We start from the raw sequence: 25203 nt of genomic DNA, 5'->3' as shown, positions 1-25203 counted from the left end.
ATCAAAGAGTTGGAACACCCTTTGCTTGATTAACAGCAAATATCTATGCAAAGGATGCAAACATGAGTTTTAGGATAAATACCAATATCGCCGCTTTAACTTCTCATGCGGTAGGGGTTCAAAACAACAGAGACCTTTCAAGCTCGCTTGAAAAGTTAAGCTCAGGGCTTAGGATCAATAAATCCGCTGATGATTCTAGTGGGATGGCGATCGCTGATAGCTTAAGGAGTCAAAGCGCGAATTTAGGCCAGGCGATTCGCAACGCTAATGACGCTATTGGTATGGTTCAAACCGCAGATAAAGCGATGGATGAGCAAATCAAAATCTTAGACACCATTAAAACCAAAGCCGTTCAAGCCGCTCAAGACGGGCAAACTTTAGAAAGCCGAAGAGCGCTCCAGAGCGATATTCAAAGGTTGTTAGAAGAACTAGACAATATCGCTAACACCACAAGCTTTAACGGCCAACAAATGCTTTCAGGAAGTTTTTCTAACAAAGAATTTCAAATTGGTGCGTATTCTAACACCACGGTTAAGGCTTCTATTGGCTCAACGAGTTCGGATAAAATTGGGCATGTGCGCATGGAAACTTCCTCTTTTAGCGGTGAAGGCATGCTCGCTAGCGCGGCGGCGCAAAACTTGACTGAAGTGGGTTTGAATTTCAAACAAGTCAATGGCGTGAATGATTATAAGATTGAAACCGTGCGCATTTCCACAAGCGCTGGCACAGGGATTGGGGCGTTAAGCGAGATCATCAATCGCTTTTCTAACACTCTAGGCGTTAGGGCGTCTTATAATGTCATGGCCACCGGCGGCACACCGGTGCAATCAGGAACCGTGAGGGAGCTCACCATTAATGGCGTAGAAATTGGAACCGTGAATGATGTGCATAAAAACGACGCTGATGGCAGATTGACTAATGCGATCAACTCCGTCAAAGACAGGACCGGTGTGGAAGCGAGCATGGATATTCAAGGGCGCATTAATTTGCACTCCATTGATGGGCGCGCGATTTCAGTGCATGCAGCGAGCGCGAGCGGTCAGGTTTTTGGGGGAGGGAATTTTGCGGGGATTTCTGGGACACAGCATGCGGTTATTGGGCGCTTAACCTTGACCAGGACCGACGCTAGAGACATCATTGTAAGCGGTGTGAATTTTAGCCATGTGGGCTTTCATTCCGCTCAAGGGGTGGCAGAATACACCGTGAATTTGAGAGCGGTTAGGGGTATTTTTGATGCGAATGTGGCTTCAGCAGCTGGAGCGAACGCTAATGGTGCACAAGCAGAGACCAATTCTCAAGGTATAGGGGCTGGGGTAACAAGCCTTAAAGGGGCGATGATTGTGATGGATATGGCGGATTCTGCACGTACGCAATTAGACAAGATCCGATCTGATATGGGTTCGGTGCAAATGGAATTGGTTACAACCATTAATAATATTTCTGTAACCCAGGTGAATGTTAAAGCGGCTGAATCTCAAATCAGAGATGTGGATTTTGCTGAAGAGAGCGCGAACTTTTCTAAATACAATATTTTGGCGCAAAGCGGGAGTTTTGCTATGGCGCAAGCGAATGCGGTGCAACAGAATGTCTTAAGGCTTTTACAATAACAGCCCTTGATCCAAAGGGGCGTTAGCCTTTTTTATCAGTTATTTTTATAAGTTAAAATAATGGATATTTATCAAAAAAACTTACAAGCTCTTTTCAAAAAAGACCCTCTCTTATTCGCAAAGCTCAAAGCTATTAAAGAAAACAAAAAATACGAAGTGTTTTTAGGGAATGATAGCGCGAATTTCAACCTCTTAGATAAAGAAACAAACACGCCCTTATTTGAAAAAAGCCCGCTAGATTCAAGCTTAGAGCTATACAAAAATAGCGAAATTTACATGCTTTATCCTTATTTGTATTATTTTGGCTTGGGTAATGGGGTGTTTTATCGCTTGCTTTTGGGCAATGAAAATTTAAAACGCTTGGTGGTTATTGAGCCTGAAATAGAAATTATTTTCATTGTGCTGAACCTCTTGGATTTTTCCACGGAGATTTTAGAAAATCGTTTGATTTTATTGCATGCAAGTTTTTGCAATTACAACATAATCGCTTCGTTGTTTGATATGGATAAAAAATCTCGTTTATACGCAAGAATGTATGATTTAAAACTTTTTAACGCTTATTATGAACGATACTCCCATCAAATGATAGAAATCAACCAGCATTTCACGCGCGCTTTAGAGCATGGCGCTATTAGCGTAGGCAATGACGCTAAAGACGCGCTCATAGGCATCAAACAGCATGCCGCTAATTTGCCTGAAGTCATCAAAAGCCCTAGTTTAGTGGATTTTGTGAACGCTTTAAAAAACAGAGACACCGCTATCATTGTTTCAACCGGGCCCAGTTTAAATAAGCAACTCCCCCTTTTAAAAGAAATCGCTCCTTACGCCACGCTTTTTTGCATAGACGCTTCTTTCCCTATTTTGGCTAAAGCCGGTATCAAGCCTGATATTGTGCTGTCTTTAGAAAGGGTGGATTTGACGGCGAAATTTTACGAAGAAACCCCCTTAGATTTTCAAGAAGGCGTTATTTTTGCTTTGACTTCCATTGTGCATAAACGATTGATTCAAGCGATTAAAAAGGGGGTTAAGCAATTCAGTTTCCGCCCCTTTGGTTATACCAACCTTTTTGATTTGCACCAGTATGGTTATGTGGGCATAGGCATGAGTGCAGCGAACATGGCGTATGAATTAGTGGTGCATTCTCGTTTCAAAAGGTGCGTGTTTATCGGGCAAGATTTGAGCTTTTCACAAAGCGGCAACAGCCACGCTAGTGGGGCGATTTATGGCGATAGAGAGATCAAGCCTAAAAAAGATAAAGACAAGATTTTTATAGAAAAATATGGGGGTAATGGGGAAGTAGAAACCACTTTAGTGTGGAAACTTTTCTTAGAATTTTTTGAAAAAGATATTTTTAATACGCCCTATAAACTAGAAGTCATTAACGCTACTGAAGGGGGGGCTAGGATTAAAGGGACTAAAGAAATGCCCTTTAAAGAAGTGTGCGAAAAAATAGACAAATCCAAGCCAAAGCCTCCTATCAATCTTATTTATCCCACTCAATCAGAACAGGCTAAAAATTTAAAGATCGCTAAACAAAAATGCGAAGAGATCATCAAATACGCCAATGAGAAAAAAACTCAAGTTGAAGAAGTGTTTTTAAAGGTGGCAGAATTTTTAGAAAAAGTGGAAAAGCTTCATGAAGAAAAAAAATTAGAAGAGTTGGATTTTAAGGAATTAGAAAATTTGAGCGCTGAAATTGATAACATTAAAGAGCTTTTTGACGACAAGCAATTCAATTCGTATTTTATGGATGCGATACAATCTTACATCTTCCACCAGGAATTGCACATCGCTGAAATCGTGTGTAAAAAAACGAGTAATGAAGACGAATTAAGGGCTAAGCAATTGGAATACATTTACGTGCACAAATACTGGCTTTTTAGTTTAGCGGGTGGGATTGATTGCGTGATAGAAGCGATCAAAATGGCTTTAAAAGAGTGGTAAAACCCCCCTTTTAAGCGTAGTGTCTTTAAGCGTATGTGTCTAGGCTGGAATAAATTTCAGGGATATTTTCGCCATCAACAAGGTTTTTCTCAACTTGGGATCTATCTTTAATCTCGCTGTCGTTATTGATAGCGTTTAAAGCTTGTAGTCTGTCAAAATCAGGGGCGTTTGGCGCATTATCTTGGCTGAAACCATCTTGAACATTGCTTTGTTGTAAATCCTGCTCTGCTTGATTCCTGTCCTTTATGGTTGCATCATTATTGATATTGTTCAAGGTTTGGAGCTGCGTGAAATTAGGAGTGTAATGGGTGTTGATGGTCATGTTTTATCCTTTTTAGCTTTTTACACGCTCAATCGTGGATCATCATTATAGCAATAATCCATTAAATCGCCCAATCGTAAAACCTTGCATGAGTTTTCAATCAAATCAAAAACTTCCATGAGTTTAGAAAGCTCTCTGTGGTAGGCAAAAATCCCACACCCCTTAATGAAAACAAAATATTTTTTGCTCTCTTGTAATTGGCGTAAGATTTCTGTATCCGCTCTTTCTTGCCAGCTGTCATAGTCTTTGGGGTTAAAAATCGTTACTTCTTCGCCCAAAGAACGATACCCTAAATAATCCCTAGGGAGCAACCGGTTGTGGCGCAAGGAATACGCCAAACTATAAGGAGGGCGCGCGTAAGCGATGAATTTAGCGTCCAAAAACTCCCGATACACGCTCGCATGAATGGGCGAATCCAGGCTCGCTTCTTTCCAGCGGTAATCTATTTTGTCATGCAAGACCAGTAAGGTGTTTTCATTCAGTTGATCAAAAACAGCGTTTCTTTTATTGATCACAAATTGATTTGCACCAATGCGCGCCGAAATGGAGCCTTGATAAAGCCCAAAAAAACCCTTTCTAAACATGGATAATGAAATGCTTTGGAGCGAATAAATCAGATTGCTGTCAATGCCTCTTGTGTGTGTGTTCATGTTTAACATGATAACAAGTTTTTTTAATAAAAGGTATTAGTTGCCCAACAGATCTAAATTAAATCAACTCTATAAAAAATCCTAATTTAATTCTAGTAAATAAATTTAGTGATACAGACTAAACTTTAAAGAAAAATCGGGTAATTTTTATCACTTTTTTAAAACAAGTGATAGATTATTAACTTTTTGTGCTATAATGCGAGGGTTCTTTCATCAAGAATGGTGATTGACGAGATTTTTCAAATAATGATGTTAAGAAGAATTTAAAGTAGGTTCTGATTTGAATAAAAAAGAGAGTTTGTTAGATGCGTTTGTTAAAACCTATCTGCAGATTTTAGAACCCATTAGCTCTAAACGCTTGAAAGAGTTGGCAAACTTGAAAATATCTTGCGCGACGATCAGGAATTATTTTCAAATCCTTTCTAAAGAAGGCATGCTCTATCAAGCCCATTCTAGTGGCGCTAGATTGCCCACTTTTAAGGCGTTTGAAAACTATTGGCACAAGTCGTTGCGCTTTGAAGTTTTAAAGGTGAATGAAAAACGCTTAAAAAGCGCGAGTGAAAATTTTGGGCTTTTCACGCTGTTAAAAAAACCCAGTTTGGAGCGTTTGGAAAGAGTCATTGAATGCGAAAAACGCTTTTTGATTTTGGATTTTTTGGCGTTTTCTTGCGCGCTGGGTTACAGCGTTAAAATGGAGAAGTTTTTATTGGAGCTTGTGGGCAAAAGCGTTAAAGAAGTGCGTTCAATCGCTGCTTCTGTCAATGCGTTGAGTTTGGCCAGACAATTAGAGCGTTTGGAGTATTCCAGTGCGCAAATCACACGCTTTAATCTGATGGGGTTAAAAACGCTTTTAAACAGCCCTTTATTTTTTGACATTTTAGGGGGTAAGGTTTTGGAGCGTTTGAGTAAGGGTTTGCATTTTATAGAGCCTGATTGCATGCTAGTAACACGCCCTGTAGAATTTCAAAACAAACGGATGCAACTGCTTTGCGTGGGGAAATTGGAATGCGATTATGAAGGGTTTTTTCAAACGATTTCTAAGGAGGAATAATGAAAGATGAACACAACCAAGAACACGATCATTTAAGCCCAAAAGAGCCAGAGTCTTATCAAAAGGCTTGCGCTTGCAAAGAACAACAAGGTGAAGAAAAGCAAGAAGCGGGCGAAAAAGAAGGCGAGATCAAGGAAGATTTTGAGCTTAAGTATAAAGAAATGCACGAAAAATACTTAAGAGTGCATGCGGATTTTGAAAACGTGAAAAAGCGCTTAGAAAGAGACAAGAGCATGGCGTTAGAGTATGCGTATGAAAAGATCGCATTGGATCTATTGCCAGTGATTGATGCGCTTCTTGGGGCTCATAAGAGTGCTGCAGAAGAAAATAAAGAGAGCGCTTTAACCAAAGGCTTGGAGCTTACGATGGAAAAGTTGCATGAAGTTTTGGCAAGGCATGGCATTGAAGGGATTGAATGTTTAGAAGAATTTGATCCCAATTTCCACAATGCGATCATGCAAGTCAAAAGCGAAGAAAAAGAAAACGGGAAAATCGTGCAAGTTTTGCAACAGGGTTACAAGTATAAGGGTAGGGTTTTGAGGCCGGCAATGGTGAGCATTGCTAAAAACGATTAAAACATTTATTTTAATAAGAAAGGATAACGCATGGGAAAAGTTATTGGAATTGATTTAGGGACAACCAACTCCGCAATGGCGGTGTATGAAGGCAATGAAGCAAAGATTATTGCTAATAAAGAGGGTAAAAACACCACTCCTTCTATTGTAGCCTTTACGGATAAGGGCGAGATTTTAGTGGGCGAGAGTGCCAAAAGACAAGCGGTAACCAATCCAGAAAAAACCATTTATTCTATTAAAAGAATCATGGGCTTGATGTTTAATGAAGATAAGGCTAAAGAAGCTGAAAAACGCTTGCCTTATAAGATTGTGGATAGGAATGGGGCTTGCGCGATTGAGATTTCGGGTAAAGTTTATACCCCTCAAGAGATTTCAGCCAAAATTTTAATGAAGCTCAAAGAAGACGCTGAAAGTTATTTGGGCGAGAGCGTTACTGAAGCGGTGATCACGGTTCCGGCTTATTTTAACGACAGCCAAAGGAAAGCGACTAAAGAAGCCGGCACGATTGCAGGGCTTAATGTTTTAAGGATCATCAATGAGCCTACAAGCGCGGCGTTAGCTTACGGCTTGGATAAAAAAGAGAGCGAAAAAATCATGGTTTATGATTTGGGTGGGGGGACTTTTGATGTTACCGTTTTAGAAACAGGCGATAATGTCGTGGAAGTTTTAGCCACAGGGGGCGATGCGTTTTTAGGGGGCGATGATTTTGACAATCGTGTGATTGATTTCTTAGCGAGTGAGTTTAAAAGCGAAACGGGCATTGAAATTAAAAACGATGTGATGGCGTTGCAACGCCTAAAAGAAGCGGCTGAAAACGCTAAAAAAGAACTGAGCTCTGCGATGGAGACTGAAATCAATTTGCCCTTTATCACAGCGGACGCTACCGGGCCTAAGCACTTGGTTAAAAAACTCACTAGGGCTAAATTTGAAAGCCTGACAGAAGATCTCCTGGAAGAAACGATTTCTAAAATTGAAAGCGTGATCAAAGACGCAGGGCTAACCAAAAATGAGATTTCAGAAGTGGTGATGGTGGGAGGCTCCACTCGTATCCCTAAAGTCCAAGAAAGGGTGAAAGCGTTTATTAATAAAGAGTTGAATAAAAGCGTCAATCCTGATGAAGTCGTAGCGGTGGGCGCAAGCATTCAAGGGGGCGTGTTAAAAGGCGATGTGAAAGATGTGCTTTTATTAGACGTTACGCCTTTAAGCCTTGGGATTGAAACTTTAGGGGGCGTGATGACTAAAGTGATTGATAGAGGCACGACCATTCCGGCGAAAAAATCTCAAGTGTTCTCAACCGCTGAAGACAACCAGCCCGCTGTGTCCATTATGGTTTTACAGGGTGAAAGGGAATTGGCAAGGGATAATAAATCGTTGGGTAAATTTGATTTGCAAGGCATCGCTCCCGCTCCAAGAGGCGTGCCGCAAATTGAAGTAACCTTTGATATTGACGCTAACGGGATTTTAACCGTGTCAGCGCAAGATAAAAATACCGGCAAAAGCCAAGAGATTAAAATTTCTGGCTCTAGCGGGTTGTCTGATAGCGAAATTGAAAAAATGGTTAAAGACGCTGAATTGCACAAAGAAGAAGACGCTAGGAAAAAAGAAGTGATTGAAGCGAGAAACCATGCCGATAGTTTGGCGCACCAAACCCAAAAGAGCCTTGATGAGCATAAGGCGAATTTGAACGAAAACGACGCTAACGAGATCCAAAACGCCATTAACGCCCTTAAAGATTGCATCAAAAACGATAACGCTACTAAAGCGGAGCTTGAAGACAAAACCAAAGCGTTAGCGCAAGCGGCTCAAAAACTAGGCGAAGCCATGGCGAATAAAAACAACGCCGAGCAGCCCAAGAAAAAAGACGATGATGTGATTGATGCGGAAGTGGAGTAAAAACGCTTTTAAAAACTTCTTTCAAGCGGGCGGTTTTAATCAAAATCCGCTTGCTTTTCTCATTTTCATCAATGGGATATTGATTACAAAATCTAAAAAACACTCAAAGCGTTTTTTTAATCCAAATATCAAAACTTGATTGTAATCAAGCGATAGCTTTTTAAGACTTATTTTAAAAAGCGTTGGTGGGATTTTAGGAAAATCCCTTATGAGAGAGTTCTTTTTGGTATGGGGGGGTGTTTTAATGGCTTGCGCTAGGCTCTAATTCAAAATGCGCAGTGGGGATTTGATTAAATTCATTAACAAGGTGTAAAAAATAGTCGGTAATGTTTTCAAGATCGGCTTCTAAATCGTCATAACTCTCTTGATAATAAGCGTCTCCATCAGGATCAATGATTTTATCATACGCTGGGCATTTTTGACACTCTTTTTCCCCATCCTCCTCTATGGATCGACCTATGCAAAGATCAAACTTTTTTACATTCTCGTGCTCGCGATAGTGCTCGCACCAATAGTAAGCAAACCAAATATAAAAACCTTTTGTTGGGGTTGGTTTCTCACCATTGACAAACCCTTCCCCTAAAATATCCTGACGGCAAAAGGCGATGGATGGCTTATAGGATAAACGCCCATGGCTGCCAGGACTGATTTTACACGCATAACCCCATGGTGCTAAAAACTTGTTCAGCCCTCTTTGGTATGAAGCGTATTTTGGGTTCGTTGGGGTTTTGCCTGTTTGTCTCCCTTCTTGTGCTTTAGCGTCTATTAACGCTGCAAACTCTCTTAACAAGTCTTGAAACGCTTTTCTTTGCTCTTCATTCCATTCTATTTTTTTCATATCAGCTCCTTAATGCATCTTAATAAGCCAACATTTTATCCTAAATTTATTCCATTTAACGAGTTTAGGCATAATCGCAAAAATTGAGTTATCGTTATCTTTATTATTAGGAGGAATGATGATTATCACCACAATGCAAGACGCCATAGGCCGCACTCCCGTTTTTAAATTCACTAACAAGGATTACCCCATTCCCGTAAATTCCGCCATTTACGCCAAACTGGAGCATCTAAACCCAGGAGGGAGCGTTAAAGATCGCTTAGGCCAATACCTTATAGAAGAAGGGTTTAAAACGGGCAAAATCACTTCTAAAACAACCATCATTGAGCCTACCGCAGGCAATACCGGCATCGCTCTAGCCTTAGTGGCACTCAAGCACCATCTCAAAACCATCTTTGTTGTCCCGGAAAAATTCAGCATAGAAAAACAGCAAATCATGAGAGCTTTGGGGGCTAAAGTAATCAACACGCCTACTAGCGAGGGGATTTCTGGTGCCATTAAAAAAAGTAAAGAGCTAGCCGAAAGTATCCCTGATAGCTATTTGCCCTTGCAATTTGAAAACCCTGATAATCCTGCCACTTACTACCACACCCTAGCCCCTGAGATTTTCCAAGAATTAGGCACAAACCTTACGAGCTTTGTAGCCGGGATAGGGAGCGGTGGCACTTTTGCGGGCACAGCTAGATATTTGAAAGAACGCATTCCTAATATCCGCTTGATTGGGGTGGAGCCGGAGGGTTCTATTTTGAATGGGGGAGAGCCTGGGCCTCATGAAATTGAGGGCATTGGCGTGGAGTTCATCCCTCCTTTTTTTGCAAACTTGGATATTGATGGCTTTGAAACGATTTCAGATAAAGAGGGTTTTAGCTACACTAGGAAGTTGGCCAAGAAAAACGGCTTATTAGTGGGGAGCTCTAGCGGGGCAGCTTTTGCAGCTGCATTAAAAGAGGTGCAACGCCTCCCCGAAGGCAGCCAGGTTTTAACCATTTTCCCGGATGTTGCCGATCGTTATCTTTCTAAAGGTATTTATTCATAAAAAATTCAATAAAAAAAGGAAAAACCATGCGCATGCAAACCAAATTAATCCATGGGGGTATTAGTGAGGACGCCACAACAGGGGCGGTGAGCGTGCCTATTTATCAAACTTCCACCTACCGCCAAGACGCCATAGGCCGCCACAAGGGCTATGAATACTCTCGCTCAGGCAACCCCACACGCTTTGCTTTAGAAGAACTCATCGCCGATTTAGAAGGGGGGGTTAAGGGGTTTGCTTTTGCCTCTGGATTAGCTGGGATCCACGCCGTTTTTTCTCTCTTGCAATCAGGCGATCATGTGTTATTGGGCGATGATGTTTATGGGGGGACTTTCCGTTTGTTTAATAAAGTGCTTGTCAAAAACGGGCTTTCTTGCACCATTATAGACACTAGCGATCTATCACAAATCAAAAAGGCTATCAAGCAAAACACCAAAGCCCTTTATTTAGAAACCCCTAGTAACCCCTTGCTTAAAATCACGGATTTAGCACAATGCGCTAGTGTCGCTAAAGATCATGGCTTGCTCACTATCGTGGATAACACCTTTGCCACCCCCTATTGCCAAAACCCGCTTCTTTTGGGAGCGGACATTGTGGTGCATAGCGGCACAAAATACTTAGGCGGGCATAGCGATGTGGTCGCTGGGCTTGTAACCACCAATAATGAAGCGCTAGCCCAAGAGATCGCTTTTTTCCAAAACGCTATCGGTGGGGTTTTAGGCCCTCAAGACAGCTGGCTGTTGCAAAGAGGGATTAAAACGCTAGGATTACGCATGCAAGCCCATCAAAAAAACGCTCTTTGCGTGGCTGAGTTTTTAGAAAAACACCCTAAAGTAGAAAAGGTTTATTACCCGGGTTTGCCCACTCACCCTAATTACGAGCTAGCCAAAGCCCAAATGCGTGGCTTTAGCGGGATGCTCTCTTTCACTCTCAAAAACGACAGCGAGGCGGCTCTTTTTGTAGAAAGCCTTAAATTATTCATTTTAGGCGAGAGTTTGGGCGGGGTGGAAAGCTTGGTAGGGATTCCGGCATTTATGACCCATGCGTGTATCCCTAAAGCGCAACGAGAAGCTGCAGGGATTAGAGATGGTTTGGTGCGTTTGTCTGTGGGGATTGAGCATGAACAGGATTTGTTAGAAGATTTAGAGCAAGCGTTCGCTAAAATAAGCTAAAGTTTTTATTATAATCTATAAACTAAAGGAGTTAAAAACATGAAAATGAATGTAGAGAGTTTTAATTTGGATCACACCAAAGTCAAAGCCCCTTATGTGCGTATCGCTGATCGCAAAAAGGGTGCTAATGGGGATGTGATTGTCAAATACGATGTGCGCTTCAAGCAGCCCAATAAGGATCACATGGACATGCCAAGCCTACACTCTTTAGAGCATTTAGTCGCTGAAATTATCCGCAACCATGCCAATTATGTCGTGGATTGGTCGCCTATGGGTTGCCAAACGGGGTTTTATCTCACGGTGTTAAACCATGACAATTACACAGAGATTTTAGAGGTTTTAGAAAAGACGATGCAAGATGTGTTGAAAGCTAAAGAAGTGCCTGCTAGCAATGAAAAGCAATGCGGTTGGGCGGCTAACCACACTTTAGAGGGCGCACAGAATTTAGCGCGCGCTTTTTTAGACAAACGCGCTGAATGGTCTGAAGTGGGGGTTTGATGAATGGGGGAATGATTTTATTCCCCTACCCCCTTACCCATTTTGCCCATAAGCGTTAAATGCCAATCAAAAACCATCGTATCAGTGTTAATATTATGTAAAAATTAATGTTATGAATCTCTTTTTATGGAAGGATTTCAATGAGAAAATGGATTTTGGTCATCTTTTTAACGCTAACACTTTCAATATCTGCAAAAGAAGTCAAAATAGTGTTTTTAGAAACTTCAGACATTCATGGGCGGCTTTTTTCGTATGATTATGCGGTTGGTGAACAAAAACCCAATAACGGCTTGACAAGGATTGCGACTTTAATCAAAAAACAGAGGGCTGAGAATAAAAATGTGGTTTTGATTGACAGCGGGGATTTGTTGCAGGGTAATAGCGCGGAGTTGTTTAACGATGAGCCTATCCACCCGCTAGTTAGAGCCGAAAACGATTTGAAATTTGATGTTCGTGTGCTTGGCAATCACGAGTTTAATTTCAGTAAAGATTTTTTAGAGAAAAATATTAAGGGATTTAATGGCGGTGTCGTGAACGCGAATATTATCAAAATTGCGGACAATAAGCCGTTTGTGAAGCCTTATATGATTAAAAAAATTGATGGCGTGAGGGTGGCAGTTGTGGGGTATGTGGTGCCGCACATCCCAACTTGGGAGGCCGCTACGCCTGAACATTTTGCAGGCTTGAAGTTTTTGGACGCTGAAGAAGCGTTGAAAAAGACCTTGAAAGAGCTGAAAGGGAAGTATGATATTTTGATTGGCGCTTTTCATTTGGGGCGAGAAGATGAGAAAGGTGGCGATGGGATACCGGATTTAGCGAAAAAATTCCCGCAATTTGACATCATTTTTGCCGGGCATGAGCATGCGGTTTATAACACCAAAGTAGGGAAAGTGCATACCATTGAGCCTGGAGCGTATGGGGCTTATCTGGCAAAGGGCGTGGTGGTGTTTGACACTAAGACGAAGAAAAAAATCGTAACGACTGAAAATTTACCCACTAAAGATATTCCAGAAGATGAAGAATTAGCGAAAAAATACGAATACGTGGATAAAAAATCAAAAGAATACGCTAATGAAGTGGTTGGCGAAGTTACAAAAACCTTTATTGACAGGCCTGATTTTATCACAGGAGAAGAAAAAATCACTACGATGCCAACCGCCGCCTTGCAAGAAACACCGGTGATAGAATTGATCAATAAAGTCCAAAAATATTACGCCAAAGCCGATGTTTCAGCGGCAGCCTTGTTCAATTTTGGGGCGAATTTGAAAAAAGGGCCTTTCAAAAGAAAAGATGTCGCCTATATTTACAAGTTCGCTAATACGCTCATTGGAGTGCGTATAACGGGTGAAAACCTGTTGAAATACATGGAATGGTCATACCGATTTTACAATCAGTTGCAACCAGGGGATTTGACAATCAGTTTTAATGAAAACATTCGCGGCTATAATTTTGATATGTTTTCTGGCGTGAAATACCAAGTTGATGTTACCAAACCTGCCGGGCAAAGAATCGTTAATCCTATGATTAACAACAAACCCATTGACCCTAAAGCAACATACAAATTAGCGATCAACAATTACCGATTTGGGACATTATCCACGACTTTAAAGCTGGTTACAAACGCTGATAGGTATTATGATTCTTACGATGAACTGCAAGATAACGGGCAAATACGAGATTTGATTATTAAATACATCACTGAAAAAAAAGGCGCAAAAGTAACCCCTGAACTGGAACATAACTGGGAAATCATCCACTACGATTTTAAAAACCCGTTGTTGGAAAGATTGGCAGAAAAATTAAAAGAGGGGAGCATCAAAATCCCCACTTCAAAAGATGGGAGGACTTTGAATGTCAAATCTATTAAAGAGAGTGAAGTGAAATAAGATTTTTTATTTTTATTATTTTGTTTTTAAGCCTAACTTAAAAAAGGGTGTTCTATAATTTTGGCTTGTTTGTTCTTTGTTTCGTTTTCAAACAACCGGGTTTTAATTTTATTTTGTGTCTCTTCTCATTTTTCGGGGGGGGGGGGTACATTTGGAGGCTAAACTCTCAAATTAGGGTTTGACTTAAAAATGATTTATTAGGAGATAAATGATGTTTTCTTCAATGTTTGCTTCGTTAGGGACTCGTATCATGCTGGTTGTGTTAGCCGCTCTTTTGGGTTTAGGGGGGCTTTTTATTGGTTTTGTGAAGGTCATGCAAAAAGATGTGTTAGCGCAACTCATGGAGCATTTAGAAACCGGGCAATACAAAAAGCGTGAAAAAACGCTCGCTTACATGACGGAGCTTCTTGAACAGGGCATTCATGGGTATTACAAAAATTTTGACAATGCTACTGCAAGAAAAATGGCGTTGGATTATTTCAAACTCATCAACGACGATAAGGGCATGATTTATATGGTGGTGGTGGATAAAAACGGGGTGGTGCTGTTTGATCCGGTCAATCCTAAAACCGTGGGCCAATCAGGGCTTGGTTTGCAAAGCGTTGATGGGGTGTATTATGTTAGGGGGTATTTGGAGGCGGCTAAAAAAGGGGGAGGCTACACTTATTATAAAATGCCTAAATACGATGGGGGCGTGCCGGAGAAAAAATTCGCCTACTCGCATTATGATGAGGTGTCTCAAATGGTGATCGCAGCGACTTCCTATTACACTGACATTAACACCGAAAATCAAGCGATCACAGAAGGCGTGGGTAAGGTTTTCAGTGAAAACACCACAAAATTATTCCTTTGGATACTGACAGCGACGATAGCGTTAGTGGTTTTGACGCTCATATACGCTAAATTAAGGATCGTGAAACGCATTGATGAACTGGTCCTTAAAATCAACGCTTTTAGCCATGGGGATAAGGATTTGAGGGTCAAAATTGATGTGGGTGATCGCAACGATGAAATCTCGCAAGTGGGCCGTGGGGTCAATTTGTTTGTGGAAAACGCCCGCTTGATTATGGAAGAGATTAAAGGGATTTCCACTTCCAATAAAACTTCAATGGATAAATTGGTCCAAATCGCGCAAGAAACCCAAAAGAGCATGAAAGATTCCTCAACCACCCTAAATTCCGTAAAAAATAAAGCCACTGATGTAGCGAGCATGATGAATACTTCTATAGAGCAGTCTCAAGGGTTAAGGAAGCGTTTGATTGAAACGCAAGGGCTTGTCAAAGAGAGCAAGGATGCGATCGGGGATTTATTTTCTCAAATCACAGAGAGTGCGCACACTGAAGAGGAACTCTCTAGTAAAGTGGAGCAGCTAAGCCGTAACGCTGATGATGTCAAATCCATTTTGGATATTATCAATGATATTGCCGATCAGACGAATCTATTAGCCCTAAATGCCGCTATTGAAGCCGCAAGGGCCGGCGAGCATGGCAGAGGCTTTGCGGTGGTGACTGATGAAGTTAGGAATTTAGCTGGGCGCACTCAAAAGTCTTTAGCCGAAATCAATTCCACTATCATGGTGATTGTCCAAGAAATCAATGATGTGAGTTCGCAAATGAATCTCAATTCGCAAAAAATGGAACGCTTGAGCGATATGAGTAAAAGCGTGCAAGAAACTTACGAAAAAATGAGTTCTAATTTAAGCTCAGTCGTGTCAGACAGCAATCAAAGCATGGACGATTACGCCAAATCCGGACACCAAATTGAAGCTATGGTAAGCGATTTTGCAGAAGTGGAAAAAGTGGCTTCTAAGACTTTAGCGGATTCTTCAGATATTTTAAACATCGCTACGCATGTGAGTGGAACGACCATGAATTTAGACAAACAGGTGAATTTGTTTAAAACTTAATCAGGGGGGAGTTTATCAAAAAAGGGTTGGATTGTTAAAAGTTTCTGTGATCACGGCGTGTTTTAATAGCGAAAAAACCATTGAAGACACCATTCTTTCCGTGCTTCATCAAACTTATAAAAACATTGAATACATTATTATAGACGGATCTAGCACGGATAGCACTTTAGAAATCATTCAAAAATACAGGGACAAAATCGCTTGCGTGGTGAGTGAAAAAGATAAGGGCATTTATGACGCTATGAATAAGGGCATAAGGCGCTCCAGTGGGGATATTATCGCTTTATTGAATAGCGATGATTTTTACAAAGATGAGTTTGTAATAGAAAAAGTGGTGCATGAGTTTGAAAACAAAAATTGCGATAGCGTGTATGCGGATCTAGTTTTTGTCAAACCGGATCGTTTAGAAAAAGTGGTCCGTTATTATGAAAGCGGAGAGTTTAGCCCTAAAACCTTGCTTTATGGCGTGGTGCCAGCACACCCCACGCTCTTTGTTAAAAAAGCCATTCATGAACGCTACGGCTTATACAAAACCGATTATAAGATTTCAGCGGATTTTGAGATGATCATCCGCTTGTTTGTGGTGCAAAAAATAAGCTTTTCTTATTTGAAAGAAGTGTTAGTGGTGATGCGCACCGGTGGGGTTAGCACGAATGGGTTTAAAAGCCTTTTATTAAGGAATAAAGAAAACATAAGAGCATGTAAAGAAAACGGCATTCAAACGAATGTTTTTTCCATGCTTTTAAAATACCCTAGGAAAATCATGGGCCTATTTAAAAGGGGAAAAGGGGGCTAAAACGAAACGATTAAAGAAAGATTAGCGTTAAATCGTGGCTTGAATCTTTCTTGATGGTTGTTGTAGGTGTAAAAAACATTCCTCACTAAAGGCATTTCAATCCCTAACTGCAAGGACAAATAGCCGATAAAATCCACGATAAAACCAAAACGCAAAGGGGCTTGGAAAAAGGTTTTTTTGGTTCTGGGAATGATGGTTGTGATCGCACCGGTTTTAATCGTATCCACTAACAACACCCCTTGTTCTAAAGCGATACCCAAATAACTCCTAAAACGATAAATATTTTTATCTACAAAAATCCAAGAAAAATCTAACGCGCCCCCATAATTTTGCACCATTAGGATTTGGGGCTGAGAGAGCGAAACAGAATGGAAATAGTTATAGACGCTAAAGATTCTAAAACCGACTTTAGGGTGGTTTCTTAAAAAATGCTCTAAACCGGTAGCGGTGTTAAACCCTATGCTATTGGCTACAAAAGTCAAGCTTTGATTAGAAGTTGAAAAAGTGGCTTGCGAATAGTTGTATCCAAAAATGAAAAAGAATTTAAGGCTTTTTTCTAAAGCCCTTTTTAAAATTTGCTGGTTTTTGTCTAGGGTTTTCTGTTTTTCATTGTTTTTATCAACAATTAGGGGTCTAGGTTTGTCGTCATCATTCTTGTTTTTAAAGTTTTCCAAGAATTTAGACCAAGTGATTTCATTAGCTTCTAAAAAGAGTGGGTTCAACGATAAAAAGAGATAAACAACAAACAGAGTTTTCAAATACAACCTTAATTTTTTTAATGTATTGTGCCTAATTATCTTAAATTAACTTTAAATTACTTGCATGTTTTTACTATAACCCCTACTTACACGCAACGCTATATTTTAAAATACAATTTATTGAGGTTTTGTTCCCATCAAGCATGGATAACTAAAGCCAACTTTAATCATTTTTCATTACAAGAATTTATCGCCTAATTAAAGTTTAGCTTACAGCAAATAAAACACCTTTTCTTCTTGAAACACGCTTTTGATTTCTACAAAAAGGGTTTTTTCTATGCATTCTTCTAGCACGATGATAGGGTTAAGGCTCTCGCTCCCGCTCACTAACGCCCTTAAAAACAACTCTTCTTCATAACTTAAGGGGTTGAGGTTGAGATCCTTTAAATTGTCGTAGCGTTTTGCCATGAGTATATTAAGGCTTTCTAAAGTTAAAAACAAAGTTTCATCTCTTTGACTATAGCCCACCACCACTTTTAAGCGTTGGGAAAAAACCCATCTCAGATCATTGATCCTCACTCTAGCCTTACTTTTAGAGCGCGCTAAAATGTAGCAATTCAAGGGGTTTGAATTTTTAGAAAGCCATACGCCTCCATTCAATAAGCGGTAAGTTGCAATCGTTTTTTGGGCTAAAAAAGGCTTGTCGTTATTTTTTTTAGCTGTTTCTAATTCCCTAAAAACTTGCGTCCTCTCTTCAATGCTTGCGGGTAAAATCTGGCGTTTTAGGGGCGAGTAAAGTTCAAAGGGGCTTCTGTTTTGGGATTCTTTTTGGATTTTTAAAGCGAATTGACAACCGCAATAATTTTGCCTGTAAAGCTCGTTTTCTCTCGCCAAAGCTTGCAAATTTAAATCCAACTCGCTTTTAAAATGTTCAAAATTATCGTTTTTAAACACGATAAATTCCAAATTGTGCCTTTGCGCGATGTGTTGCCCTTTAGCGATGAGCTGGTTAGGGTCTTTTTTAGGGCTTGTGAGTAAGGTGGTGGTGAATTTTTCTTCCCCCAACTCAAAGGCTTTTAAAGCGCTCGCTTCTAAGCGCAAATCAAAGCATTCAAAACAGCGTTCGCTTTTTTCCCCTAACAATTCCTTACCTTTAGCTTTATCTAAAAACTTTTCTAATTCATAATCGCCTTCAATCAGTTCAATTTCTAGCATCTCGCAAGTGCGCTTCACATCTTCTAAACGCAACAAATATTCGCTATAAGGGTGGATATTGGGGTTATAAAAAAACCCTATAATTTTTTCACCCGCAAAAGCCTCTTTGGCTTTTTTTAAAAAATAAAGGTTATCCACCGAGCAGCAAATATGAATGAGCATTAAAACTGCTTTTTATTCACGTCTTCTAAAATATCGTTAGAGACTTTGTCAATTTCTTGACTGATTTCTAAAGAGTCGCTAGCGATTTTTAGATTGCCCTCAGTAACCGATCTTAAGGCTTCAATAGAAGCGTTGATCTCTTCTACTTCTTTAACCTGGTTTTTAATGCTCTCGCTCGTGTCTGAAATGCTTTGAACTAAAATATTAATGTTGGCTTCAATCTCACTGAGCGATTTTTGCGTCCTTTCAGCGAGCTTTCGCACCTCATCAGCCACCACTGCAAAACCTCTCCCATGCTCGCCGGCTCTTGCGGCTTCAATAGCGGCGTTTAGGGCTAGTAAATTCGTTTGATCGGCAATATCTCTAATGATTTCTACAATGCTTTTAATGTCTTGCCCTTGCTCAATCATGGCTTCACTTTGAGAGCTCACGCCTTGAATGGAAGTGGTGATGTTTTCTATCGTTTTGGAAGTTTCCATCAAGCTTTTGTGTTGGGAATTTGAAGCCTTTTCTAAATTCTGCACGCATTCTTTCAAATTCGCGCTGTCGTTCGCTAAATCTTTGGCAAAATTAGACGAAGTTTCTAGCATTTTTTGGATTTCTTGCCCTAAAGCGTTGGTAACCAATTCCACCCTACCCGAAGCATTTTGGATCCGCCCTCTAAAATCCAAACCAGAATAGCTTTCAAAGATTTTAAAAATGCTTGGCATGTGAGTGCCTACGCTTTCTTGCAAATAATCCATGATCCCATTTAAAGCGTCCCTTAGTTCTTTTAAATCAGGGCTTGCGGGTTCAGCGTTGATGCGCACTGCAAAATTCCCTGCTTTCACATCTGAAACCACTTTAATGGTGTCTTGGACGGCTTGCCTGTCTTCTTGCATGATTTTTTGGGTTTGCAAGATATTTTTATTGATCGCTGTTTGCATGCGCCCTAGTTCATCATTAGACTTGGCTTCAACCAATTTAATATCGCTAGAATGGGCTTGATTGTTCAACAATTTAAAGAAATGAGACAAGGTGCTAGAAACGATTTCTAAACGATTGCTCACAATCGCTCGCATTAAGAGGGTGATCGCTACGATTAAAGCTAACACCATGATCGCGCTCGCTATCACCACCACAAAACGCACCGATCCCACTTGCTCATAGACCTTATCTTTTTCAATGATTAAAGCGATCATCCAATTCAAATTATCCCCGGTTGTATTTTTGCCTAGCATTTTAAAGGTTTCAACGGCTAAAAAATTTTCCTTATGGCTGAAAGGATCTAAGTATTCTAAAGTCGCTTTAGAGCCATTTTCTAAAATCGCCATCACTTCGTTAACGGCTTTAGGCACGCTTTTATAAATTTCGGTGATGGACCTGTCTTGCAAACTCTTATTCGCGCTCAAAAGCACTTTACCCTTGATGCCAATTAAAAACAAATCGCTCCTGTTTTTAGTGATTTCATTACTGAAGCTGTCAATGGAAAGGAAAATATTCAAAGCCCCCACCACTTCTTGCGTGTTTTCATTCAATAAAGGTGAAAGAATATCAACCCCATAGACTTCCTTGCCATCAGGCATTTTCCTGTAATAAGGCAAGCTTTTAGCGGTTTCTTTAGTTTTCATCACTTTTTGCATTAAAGGGTTATTCCCTAATGTTTGATTTTCCATTAGCTTGATCGCATCATTATCCCTTAAAAGCGTTAACTTTAAATCGTCTCGGTCTTTAAAAAAGATGCCCGCCCCAGCGACATGCGAATTGGCTAAAATGAAGTTTTTTAACAAGTGGATTTTGATTTCTTTCTTGGTGTCTTTAGGGAGCATTTTTTTGACAATATCCATGCTCGTATAAGTGTTTTCCAAAACCCCTTGGACTTCCTTAACCTTAAAATGCAAGCTATCTTGCATGGAATGCAAAGCGTTTTCTTTTAAAATCTCTTTCACCCTGCTGTTTAAGGACACCCCTAAAATGCTCACGCACACGATCACAATCAACGCCACCCACACTATGATTTTATTACCGATACTCAAACCTTTAGACAAAACACAACCCCATTATGATGAAATATCTCTTTGCCAATATCTTTTTGACAAAAATTTAGGCTCAATTATAGTCTTATAATAATAAATTAAAAATTAAACCGATCAAAGAGATCGTTATTCATTCCCCTTAAAAAACCATTTTAAGCTTGCATTCGTTCTTTTAGGGTATGCTATGGCTAAAAATTATGGTAAGGAAGAATGATGCCTTTTGTCCCTACGCGCTCTTTGAAAGAAAGAAAGATTGATTTTATTGAAGCGATACTAAACCCTAACGCCCCTAAAGGCGGGCTTTACACTTTAGAGCGTTTTGAAACATTAGAATGGCAAGATTGTTTGAATCTGAGCTATAACGAGCTAGTAGAATGCGTGTTTGAACGATTGGGTTTAGAAGTTTCTAAAGGTTTATTGGCAGACGCTTTAAAACGCTATGAAAATTTTGATAACCCTAAAAATCCAGCCCCTATTTTTGCACTCAATGAAAGACTTTTTGTCCAAGAGCTCTACCATGGGCCTAGCCTAGCGTTTAAAGACATGGCATTGCAGCCTTTAGCGAGCTTGTTTTCTAACCTAGCGGTAGGAAAAAATGAAAAGTATTTGATGCTCGTTTCTACAAGCGGGGATACCGGCCCTGCGACTTTGGAAAGTTTGGCGAACATGCCTAATGTTTTTGTGGTGTGTTTATATCCCAAAGACGGCACAAGTTTAGTCCAAAAACTCCAAATGGTTACCCAAAACGCTAGCAATTTAAAAGTGTTTGGGATCAGCGGGGATTTTGATGATGCGCAAAACGCGCTCAAAAACCTTTTAAAAGACGATGATTTTAACGAAGCTCTAAAAACGCACCAATTAAAATTGAGCGTGGCTAATTCCGTGAATTTTGGGCGCATCGCTTTTCAAGTTGTCTATCACATTTGGGGCTTTTTAGAGTTGTATAAAAAAGGTGCGATCAATTCTAAAGAAAAAATCACCCTAGCCATACCGAGCGGTAATTTTGGGAATGCATTAGGGGCGTTTTATGCTAAAAAAATGGGCTTAAATATCGCTAAAATCAAGGTGGTAACCAATAGCAATGATGTTTTAAGGGAGTTTATAGAAACAGGCCGTTACGATTTAACCAAGCGCTCATTGAAACAAACTTTCTCTCCGGCTATGGATATTTTAAAAAGCTCCAATGTGGAAAGGGTGCTTTTTGATCTTTTTGGGTTTGAACGCACGCTGGAATTGATGCAAGCTTTAGAAGAAGAGAAATTTTATGAATTAAAACCTAAAGAATTAGCCCTTTTACAAGAGCATTTTTCTTGCGCGAGCTGTTTAGACGGGGATTGCTTGAAAACAATTCAAGAAGTTTATGCAGAGCACCAATACTTGATTGACCCCCACACCGCCACCGCCTTAAACGCCAGCTTAAAAACCAACGAAAAAACCCTTGTTTCTTCCACCGCTTCTTATGAAAAATTCCCCAGCACCACCCTTTTAGCCCTAAACGAGCAAAAAAAAGACGATAAAACCGCCCTAGAAGCGCTAAAAAACAACTACAACACTCCGGATAGCAAGCGCCTTGATGATTTGTTTGAAAGAGAGATCAAGCACCAAGAAGTTTTAAAGCTCAATGAGATCAAATCTTCTATTCTTTTGTGGTTAGAAAGCATTCATTAATCTTTTTTAAGCCATTATGCCTAATAAAGTGTCAATTTTAAGTCAAACTACACTATAATAAGAAAATTCTAAACGGAGATTAAACTTTAATGAAAGGGATTTTAATGAGAAAAATCGTTTTAGTAGCGGTAGCCTTACTGATGAGCGCTTGCGCAAGCTACAAGATCACGCCTGAACATGTTACATCCTATAATAATGGGATTCAAGTGATGACTTCCACGCAAGCCAAATCTAAAGTCCAACTAGAAATCGCTCAAAGCAAGTTAAAAGGCTTGAACGAATCCCCCTTGGTGCTGTATGTAGCGGCGCAAGTTTTAGAGGGAAATCCTGTGGTGTTTAGTCGTAAGGCCATTTCAGTGTCTATCAACCAAACAAACCTACAAGTTTTAAGCCTAAGACAGGTGATGAAATCCAGTTTTGATTTTGAGGGCATTTTGCAAAGCTTCAATATTGCCGTGCCGACCACCCCTATTGATAATGTTAACATGATCACCCCACCCATGTTTTATTACGGGCAAGGGGGATTTTTAGCGTATAACGGCATGATGTATGGGGGAATGGGCATGTATGGGCCAGGCTTTGGCATGATGATGATGGACGATGTGGAAGAACAAGAAGTCATGCAAGAAAGCCGCCAGGCTTTGAAAATCCTAGCGATCAACTACCTTAAAAACAATACCCTTAATGTTGAAAATAAGGCTAAAGGAGGGTTTGTGGTAGTGGATACCAAAAACCTTAAAACCCCGGGCGTGGTGGTGATTAAAGTCTTTTTAGAAGATGAAATCCACACCTTTAAAATTGATATTTCTAAGATGTAATCATCCCCATTTAATAAAAGCCTTTGGACCAATCCACCCAAAGGTTTTTTCTTAATTGGGTTAAAAACGATTGAACCTTACCCCATTTTTTAGATTTTATCCCACTAGCACGAAAAACTCCGTCCTTTAGGGCACAAGATGTAAGTGCATAGCCATTAGGCTATATTTAAAGCTAAAATAGGTTAAAATATCTCTAGTCTTTTTGGGGTAGGAAATATCCATGCAGACTTTAAAGAACAAAGCCTTTCGTGTTAGCATTCAATGGAATGCTTTAGTTAGGAAGCTCCTTTCTTTAGAAAGGGGCGGTTTCACTTTATGGCAAAAGGGGGGAAAAGTGGGGAAAAAACCCAACAATTAAACCCCTTTTTTTTGCGTTTATTTTTGAGAAGCTAAAAAATCCTGGATATTTTCTTTGGTTTTTTCTACTAAGGTTTTCAAGCTGTCGCTATACGCCCATGCGATATGGGGGGTTAAAAGCAATTTATTTTGGATCTTTGGGTTCAAAAACGCATGATCTTTTTCAAAAGGCTCTTTCACAAACACATCGCTCGCGTAATACAAATCTTTGGTTTCTAAAGTTAAAGCCAAATCCTTTTCATTCACAATGCCCCCACGCCCCACATTGATTAAAATCGCCCCATCTTTTAGGCTTTGCAATTCTTTGAGAGCGATTAAATCGCGCGTGCTTTCATTTAAGGGGGCATGAATGCTGATAATATCACTTGTTTTAAGCAATTCCTCTAAACTCAAGCGCTCATACTCTTCTTTTTTATCTTTAGGGGAATAATACACCACCTTTGCCCCGAAAGCTTGGGCGAGCTTGGCGACTCTTTTACCGATTGCGCCTAAACCAATAACCCCCCATTGACCCCCTTTAATAAGCCCCATTTTCATACCGCTAATGTGCGTAAAAATATCGCTTTGACTATATTCCCCGCTTTTGCAATAACGATCGTAATCATTGATCCTCCCCAACAAAGACAACGTGCACGCTAAAGTGTGCTGGGCTACAGATTCTGTAGAATAAGCACTCACATTTTTGACTTCTATGCCTAAAGCTTTCGCGCTTTTTATATCCACATTATCCGTGCCTGTAGCGGTGATGCAAATGAGTTTGAGTTTAGGCAATTGGCTTAAAACCTCTTGGGTGATAACGACTTTATTCAACACCATTATTTCAGCTTCAATTGATCGTTCAACGATTTGACTGGGCGAAGTAACCTCATAAAAATCAAAATCCGCTACTTCTTTTAAAACTTCTAGCGCTTTTAACCCTACGCTTTTAGCGTCTAAGACCACGCCTTTTTTGAATGTTTTCATCTCTTTACTCCTAGATTTAATTTTAAAATTATATAATTAAACCACAAAATCCTTTTTTAAAAGAAACTGAGCATGCCAAAACCCAAGAAAAACACCCTCCCTTGTAGCCTTTCTGTCAAAATGTCTTATTTCATGCGTCTTCTCATTAAATGGCGCACCCGCTCTTTAAGTCATAAAATGATGACTCTAGTTCAAATTTTAAGCATTCTAGCCTTAGCGAGCAAGGCCAGTGAAGATTTAGAAGAGCAACTCAAAAAAATCAAAGATTACATTTATAGAACCCTAAACGCTAAAATCGCATCGGATGTGTATAACCGAGTGCTTATTTTAGTGAATGAATATTGCACTAATGAAGAATTGTTTGATAAAGAGAGCGTTAAAATTTCAGATTTACTCATTCAAGACATTCAGCTTTACGCTTTAGTAGATGAAATGCTTAAAGAAGATAAATACCAAGTCCAGCACACCATTTTAAAGGGCATCATCAAGCGCAAATACGATGAAGCCTACTCGCTCAATAGCGAAGACAGGATTCTTTTAGAATACCAAGAACGCTTGCTAGAACCCTCATACGCGTCTTTTTCAAATAAAAAATTCAAATGATTTGAAAGCGTTACTTGCCCCGTTTTTTAGGCTTTTATTGAAAAAGGGCTTTAAAATGAGCTAAAATGAGCGTTTTATTTGACAATATAAAGGGATTGAATGGCTTTTAAGGTGGTGCAAATTTGCGGGGGGCTTGGGAATCAAATGTTTCAATACGCTTTCGCTAAAAGTTTGCAAAAACACTCTAATACGCCTGTGCTATTGGATACTACTTCTTTTGATTGGAGCAATAGGAAAATGCAATTAGAGCTTTTCCCTATTGATTTGCCCTATGCGAGTGAAAAAGAAATCGCTATAGCTAAAATGCAACACCTCCCCAAGCTAGTAAGAGACGCGCTCAAATGCATGGGGTTTGATAGGGTGAGCAAAGAAATCGTTTTTGAATACGAGCCTAAATTATTAAAGCCAAGCCGCTTGACTTATTTTTTTGGCTATTTCCAAGATCCACGATATTTTGATGCTATATCCCCTTTAATCAAACAAACCTTCACCCTACCCCCCCCCCGAAAATGGAAATAATAAAAAAAGAGGAA

The 25203-nt window shown here is 40.0% G+C and carries 22 protein-coding genes and 1 pseudogene; 16 read left to right on the top strand and 7 right to left on the bottom strand.

Annotated elements, in window-relative coordinates; genetic code table 11:
• Nucleotides 1-62: 62 nt before the first annotated feature.
• A complete protein-coding gene (locus tag QT76_RS01990) occupies nucleotides 63-1607 on the top strand; it encodes a flagellin B (RefSeq protein ID WP_033616371.1) in 1545 nt (514 codons plus the stop codon).
• Between the two features lie 60 nt (nucleotides 1608-1667).
• Nucleotides 1668-3551, top strand: coding sequence for a motility associated factor glycosyltransferase family protein (locus QT76_RS01985; RefSeq protein WP_033616370.1), 1884 nt, complete (start codon nucleotides 1668-1670; stop codon nucleotides 3549-3551).
• 25 nt (nucleotides 3552-3576) lie between these two features.
• On the opposite strand, the gene QT76_RS01980 is transcribed toward QT76_RS01985, so the two are convergent.
• Together QT76_RS01980 and QT76_RS01975 are read right to left on the bottom strand one after the other, a co-directional pair.
• A complete protein-coding gene (locus QT76_RS01980) occupies nucleotides 3577-3873 on the bottom strand; it encodes a hypothetical protein (protein ID WP_033616369.1) in 297 nt (98 codons plus the stop codon).
• A 20-nt stretch (nucleotides 3874-3893) separates the two neighbouring features.
• Nucleotides 3894-4532 carry a class II aldolase and adducin N-terminal domain-containing protein gene (locus QT76_RS01975; protein WP_033616368.1) on the bottom strand — a complete coding sequence of 213 codons (639 nt, stop codon included), beginning with the start codon at nucleotides 4530-4532 and terminating at the stop codon, nucleotides 3894-3896.
• A gap of 210 nt (nucleotides 4533-4742) precedes the next feature.
• Between QT76_RS01975 and QT76_RS01970 the strand changes: the two are divergent.
• The 3 genes and pseudogenes from QT76_RS01970 (at nucleotide 4743) to dnaK (ending at nucleotide 8042) form a co-directional block, all read left to right on the top strand.
• Nucleotides 4743-5574 (top strand): annotated as a pseudogene (locus QT76_RS01970) (HrcA family transcriptional regulator).
• Complete coding sequence (gene grpE, locus QT76_RS01965; RefSeq protein ID WP_033616366.1) at nucleotides 5574-6149, top strand: nucleotide exchange factor GrpE; 576 nt, start codon at nucleotides 5574-5576, stop codon at nucleotides 6147-6149. The pseudogene QT76_RS01970 and the gene grpE overlap by 1 nt, the downstream one beginning before the upstream one ends.
• A 30-nt stretch (nucleotides 6150-6179) precedes the next feature.
• Nucleotides 6180-8042, top strand: a complete 1863-nt coding sequence (dnaK, locus tag QT76_RS01960) for a molecular chaperone DnaK (protein ID WP_033616365.1) — start codon at nucleotides 6180-6182, stop codon at nucleotides 8040-8042.
• A gap of 241 nt (nucleotides 8043-8283) precedes the next feature.
• On the opposite strand, the gene QT76_RS01955 is transcribed toward dnaK, so the two are convergent.
• Nucleotides 8284-8880 (bottom strand): hypothetical protein, encoded by a 597-nt coding sequence (locus QT76_RS01955; RefSeq protein ID WP_033616364.1) that lies wholly within the window; start codon nucleotides 8878-8880, stop codon nucleotides 8284-8286.
• Nucleotides 8881-8998: 118 nt separating this feature from the next.
• On the opposite strand from QT76_RS01955, the gene QT76_RS01950 reads away from it, so the two are divergent.
• The 6 genes from QT76_RS01950 to QT76_RS01925 all read left to right on the top strand — a co-directional run bounded on the left by QT76_RS01950 (nucleotide 8999) and on the right by QT76_RS01925 (nucleotide 16171).
• Entirely contained in the window at nucleotides 8999-9916 is a 918-nt protein-coding gene (locus QT76_RS01950; RefSeq protein WP_033616363.1) for an O-acetylserine-dependent cystathionine beta-synthase, read from the top strand.
• Between the two features lie 26 nt (nucleotides 9917-9942).
• Nucleotides 9943-11085, top strand: a complete 1143-nt coding sequence (locus tag QT76_RS01945; RefSeq protein WP_033616362.1) for a cystathionine gamma-synthase — start codon at nucleotides 9943-9945, stop codon at nucleotides 11083-11085.
• A 39-nt stretch (nucleotides 11086-11124) separates the two neighbouring features.
• Nucleotides 11125-11583, top strand: coding sequence for an S-ribosylhomocysteine lyase (locus QT76_RS01940; RefSeq protein ID WP_033616361.1), 459 nt, complete (start codon nucleotides 11125-11127; stop codon nucleotides 11581-11583).
• A 185-nt stretch (nucleotides 11584-11768) separates the two neighbouring features.
• Nucleotides 11769-13469, top strand: coding sequence for a bifunctional metallophosphatase/5'-nucleotidase (locus QT76_RS01935; protein WP_324286861.1), 1701 nt, complete (start codon nucleotides 11769-11771; stop codon nucleotides 13467-13469).
• Between the two features lie 208 nt (nucleotides 13470-13677).
• A complete protein-coding gene (gene tlpB, locus QT76_RS01930) occupies nucleotides 13678-15375 on the top strand; it encodes a methyl-accepting chemotaxis protein TlpB (protein WP_033616359.1) in 1698 nt (565 codons plus the stop codon).
• A gap of 31 nt (nucleotides 15376-15406) precedes the next feature.
• Nucleotides 15407-16171 carry a glycosyltransferase family 2 protein gene (locus QT76_RS01925; RefSeq protein ID WP_033616358.1) on the top strand — a complete coding sequence of 255 codons (765 nt, stop codon included), beginning with the start codon at nucleotides 15407-15409 and terminating at the stop codon, nucleotides 16169-16171.
• Here QT76_RS01925 and QT76_RS01920 read toward each other — a convergent pair.
• From QT76_RS01920 to QT76_RS01910, 3 genes are all read right to left on the bottom strand, one after another.
• Nucleotides 16168-16929: an outer membrane beta-barrel protein gene (locus tag QT76_RS01920; RefSeq protein WP_033616357.1), complete on the bottom strand. Its 762-nt coding sequence runs from the start codon at nucleotides 16927-16929 to the stop codon at nucleotides 16168-16170. The genes QT76_RS01925 and QT76_RS01920 overlap by 4 nt on opposite strands.
• 210 nt (nucleotides 16930-17139) lie before the next feature.
• Nucleotides 17140-18246, bottom strand: coding sequence for an epoxyqueuosine reductase QueH (locus tag QT76_RS01915; protein ID WP_033616356.1), 1107 nt, complete (start codon nucleotides 18244-18246; stop codon nucleotides 17140-17142).
• A complete protein-coding gene (locus QT76_RS01910) occupies nucleotides 18246-20273 on the bottom strand; it encodes a methyl-accepting chemotaxis protein (RefSeq protein ID WP_033616355.1) in 2028 nt (675 codons plus the stop codon). The genes QT76_RS01915 and QT76_RS01910 overlap by 1 nt, the downstream gene beginning before the upstream one ends.
• Nucleotides 20274-20474: 201 nt before the next feature.
• Between QT76_RS01910 and thrC the strand changes: the two genes are divergently transcribed.
• The 3 genes from thrC to QT76_RS08335 all read left to right on the top strand — a co-directional run bounded on the left by thrC (nucleotide 20475) and on the right by QT76_RS08335 (nucleotide 23105).
• The gene (gene thrC, locus QT76_RS01905) at nucleotides 20475-21929 is read left to right on the top strand and encodes a threonine synthase (protein ID WP_033616354.1); all 1455 of its coding nucleotides are present in this window, start codon (nucleotides 20475-20477) and stop codon (nucleotides 21927-21929) included.
• 104 nt (nucleotides 21930-22033) lie between these two features.
• The gene (locus tag QT76_RS01900; protein ID WP_033616353.1) at nucleotides 22034-22747 is read left to right on the top strand and encodes a hypothetical protein; all 714 of its coding nucleotides are present in this window, start codon (nucleotides 22034-22036) and stop codon (nucleotides 22745-22747) included.
• A 220-nt stretch (nucleotides 22748-22967) separates the two neighbouring features.
• Nucleotides 22968-23105, top strand: a complete 138-nt coding sequence (locus QT76_RS08335; protein ID WP_162971626.1) for a hypothetical protein — start codon at nucleotides 22968-22970, stop codon at nucleotides 23103-23105.
• Between the two features lie 17 nt (nucleotides 23106-23122).
• Here the strand turns inward: QT76_RS08335 and QT76_RS01895 are convergent, their stop codons facing one another.
• A complete protein-coding gene (locus QT76_RS01895; protein ID WP_033616352.1) occupies nucleotides 23123-24067 on the bottom strand; it encodes a D-2-hydroxyacid dehydrogenase in 945 nt (314 codons plus the stop codon).
• A gap of 72 nt (nucleotides 24068-24139) precedes the next feature.
• Here QT76_RS01895 and QT76_RS01890 point away from each other — a divergent pair, with 72 nt between their 5' ends.
• Both QT76_RS01890 and QT76_RS01885 read left to right on the top strand, forming a co-directional pair.
• Nucleotides 24140-24670, top strand: a complete 531-nt coding sequence (locus QT76_RS01890; protein ID WP_001125843.1) for a hypothetical protein — start codon at nucleotides 24140-24142, stop codon at nucleotides 24668-24670.
• Nucleotides 24671-24769: 99 nt separating this feature from the next.
• On the top strand, nucleotides 24770-25189 hold the full coding sequence (locus tag QT76_RS01885; RefSeq protein ID WP_033616351.1) for an O-fucosyltransferase family protein: 420 nt from the start codon (nucleotides 24770-24772) through the stop codon (nucleotides 25187-25189).
• Nucleotides 25190-25203: the final 14 nt, after the last annotated feature.

The organism is Helicobacter pylori SA37A (assembly GCF_000476015.1).
In the GTDB taxonomy this organism is placed as follows: domain Bacteria; phylum Campylobacterota; class Campylobacteria; order Campylobacterales; family Helicobacteraceae; genus Helicobacter; species Helicobacter pylori_DB.
This window is presented reverse-complemented; position numbering and strand designations above follow the sequence as displayed.

Excerpts from the sequence above, each read along its gene's own strand:
- QT76_RS01990 (WP_033616371.1), top strand. The coding sequence starts at position 63 with ATGAGTTTTAGGATAAATACCAATATCGCCGCTTTAACTTCTCATGCG.
- QT76_RS01985 (WP_033616370.1), top strand. The coding sequence starts at position 1,668 with ATGGATATTTATCAAAAAAACTTACAAGCTCTTTTCAAAAAAGACCCT.
- QT76_RS01980 (WP_033616369.1), bottom strand. The coding sequence starts at position 3,873 with ATGACCATCAACACCCATTACACTCCTAATTTCACGCAGCTCCAAACC.
- QT76_RS01975 (WP_033616368.1), bottom strand. The coding sequence starts at position 4,532 with ATGTTAAACATGAACACACACACAAGAGGCATTGACAGCAATCTGATT.
- grpE (WP_033616366.1), top strand. The coding sequence starts at position 5,574 with ATGAAAGATGAACACAACCAAGAACACGATCATTTAAGCCCAAAAGAG.
- dnaK (WP_033616365.1), top strand. The coding sequence starts at position 6,180 with ATGGGAAAAGTTATTGGAATTGATTTAGGGACAACCAACTCCGCAATG.
- QT76_RS01955 (WP_033616364.1), bottom strand. The coding sequence starts at position 8,880 with ATGAAAAAAATAGAATGGAATGAAGAGCAAAGAAAAGCGTTTCAAGAC.
- QT76_RS01950 (WP_033616363.1), top strand. The coding sequence starts at position 8,999 with ATGATTATCACCACAATGCAAGACGCCATAGGCCGCACTCCCGTTTTT.
- QT76_RS01945 (WP_033616362.1), top strand. The coding sequence starts at position 9,943 with ATGCGCATGCAAACCAAATTAATCCATGGGGGTATTAGTGAGGACGCC.
- QT76_RS01940 (WP_033616361.1), top strand. The coding sequence starts at position 11,125 with ATGAAAATGAATGTAGAGAGTTTTAATTTGGATCACACCAAAGTCAAA.
- tlpB (WP_033616359.1), top strand. The coding sequence starts at position 13,678 with ATGATGTTTTCTTCAATGTTTGCTTCGTTAGGGACTCGTATCATGCTG.
- QT76_RS01915 (WP_033616356.1), bottom strand. The coding sequence starts at position 18,246 with ATGCTCATTCATATTTGCTGCTCGGTGGATAACCTTTATTTTTTAAAA.
- thrC (WP_033616354.1), top strand. The coding sequence starts at position 20,475 with ATGCCTTTTGTCCCTACGCGCTCTTTGAAAGAAAGAAAGATTGATTTT.
- QT76_RS01900 (WP_033616353.1), top strand. The coding sequence starts at position 22,034 with ATGAGAAAAATCGTTTTAGTAGCGGTAGCCTTACTGATGAGCGCTTGC.
- QT76_RS08335 (WP_162971626.1), top strand. The coding sequence starts at position 22,968 with ATGCAGACTTTAAAGAACAAAGCCTTTCGTGTTAGCATTCAATGGAAT.
- QT76_RS01895 (WP_033616352.1), bottom strand. The coding sequence starts at position 24,067 with ATGAAAACATTCAAAAAAGGCGTGGTCTTAGACGCTAAAAGCGTAGGG.
- QT76_RS01890 (WP_001125843.1), top strand. The coding sequence starts at position 24,140 with ATGCCAAAACCCAAGAAAAACACCCTCCCTTGTAGCCTTTCTGTCAAA.
- QT76_RS01885 (WP_033616351.1), top strand. The coding sequence starts at position 24,770 with ATGGCTTTTAAGGTGGTGCAAATTTGCGGGGGGCTTGGGAATCAAATG.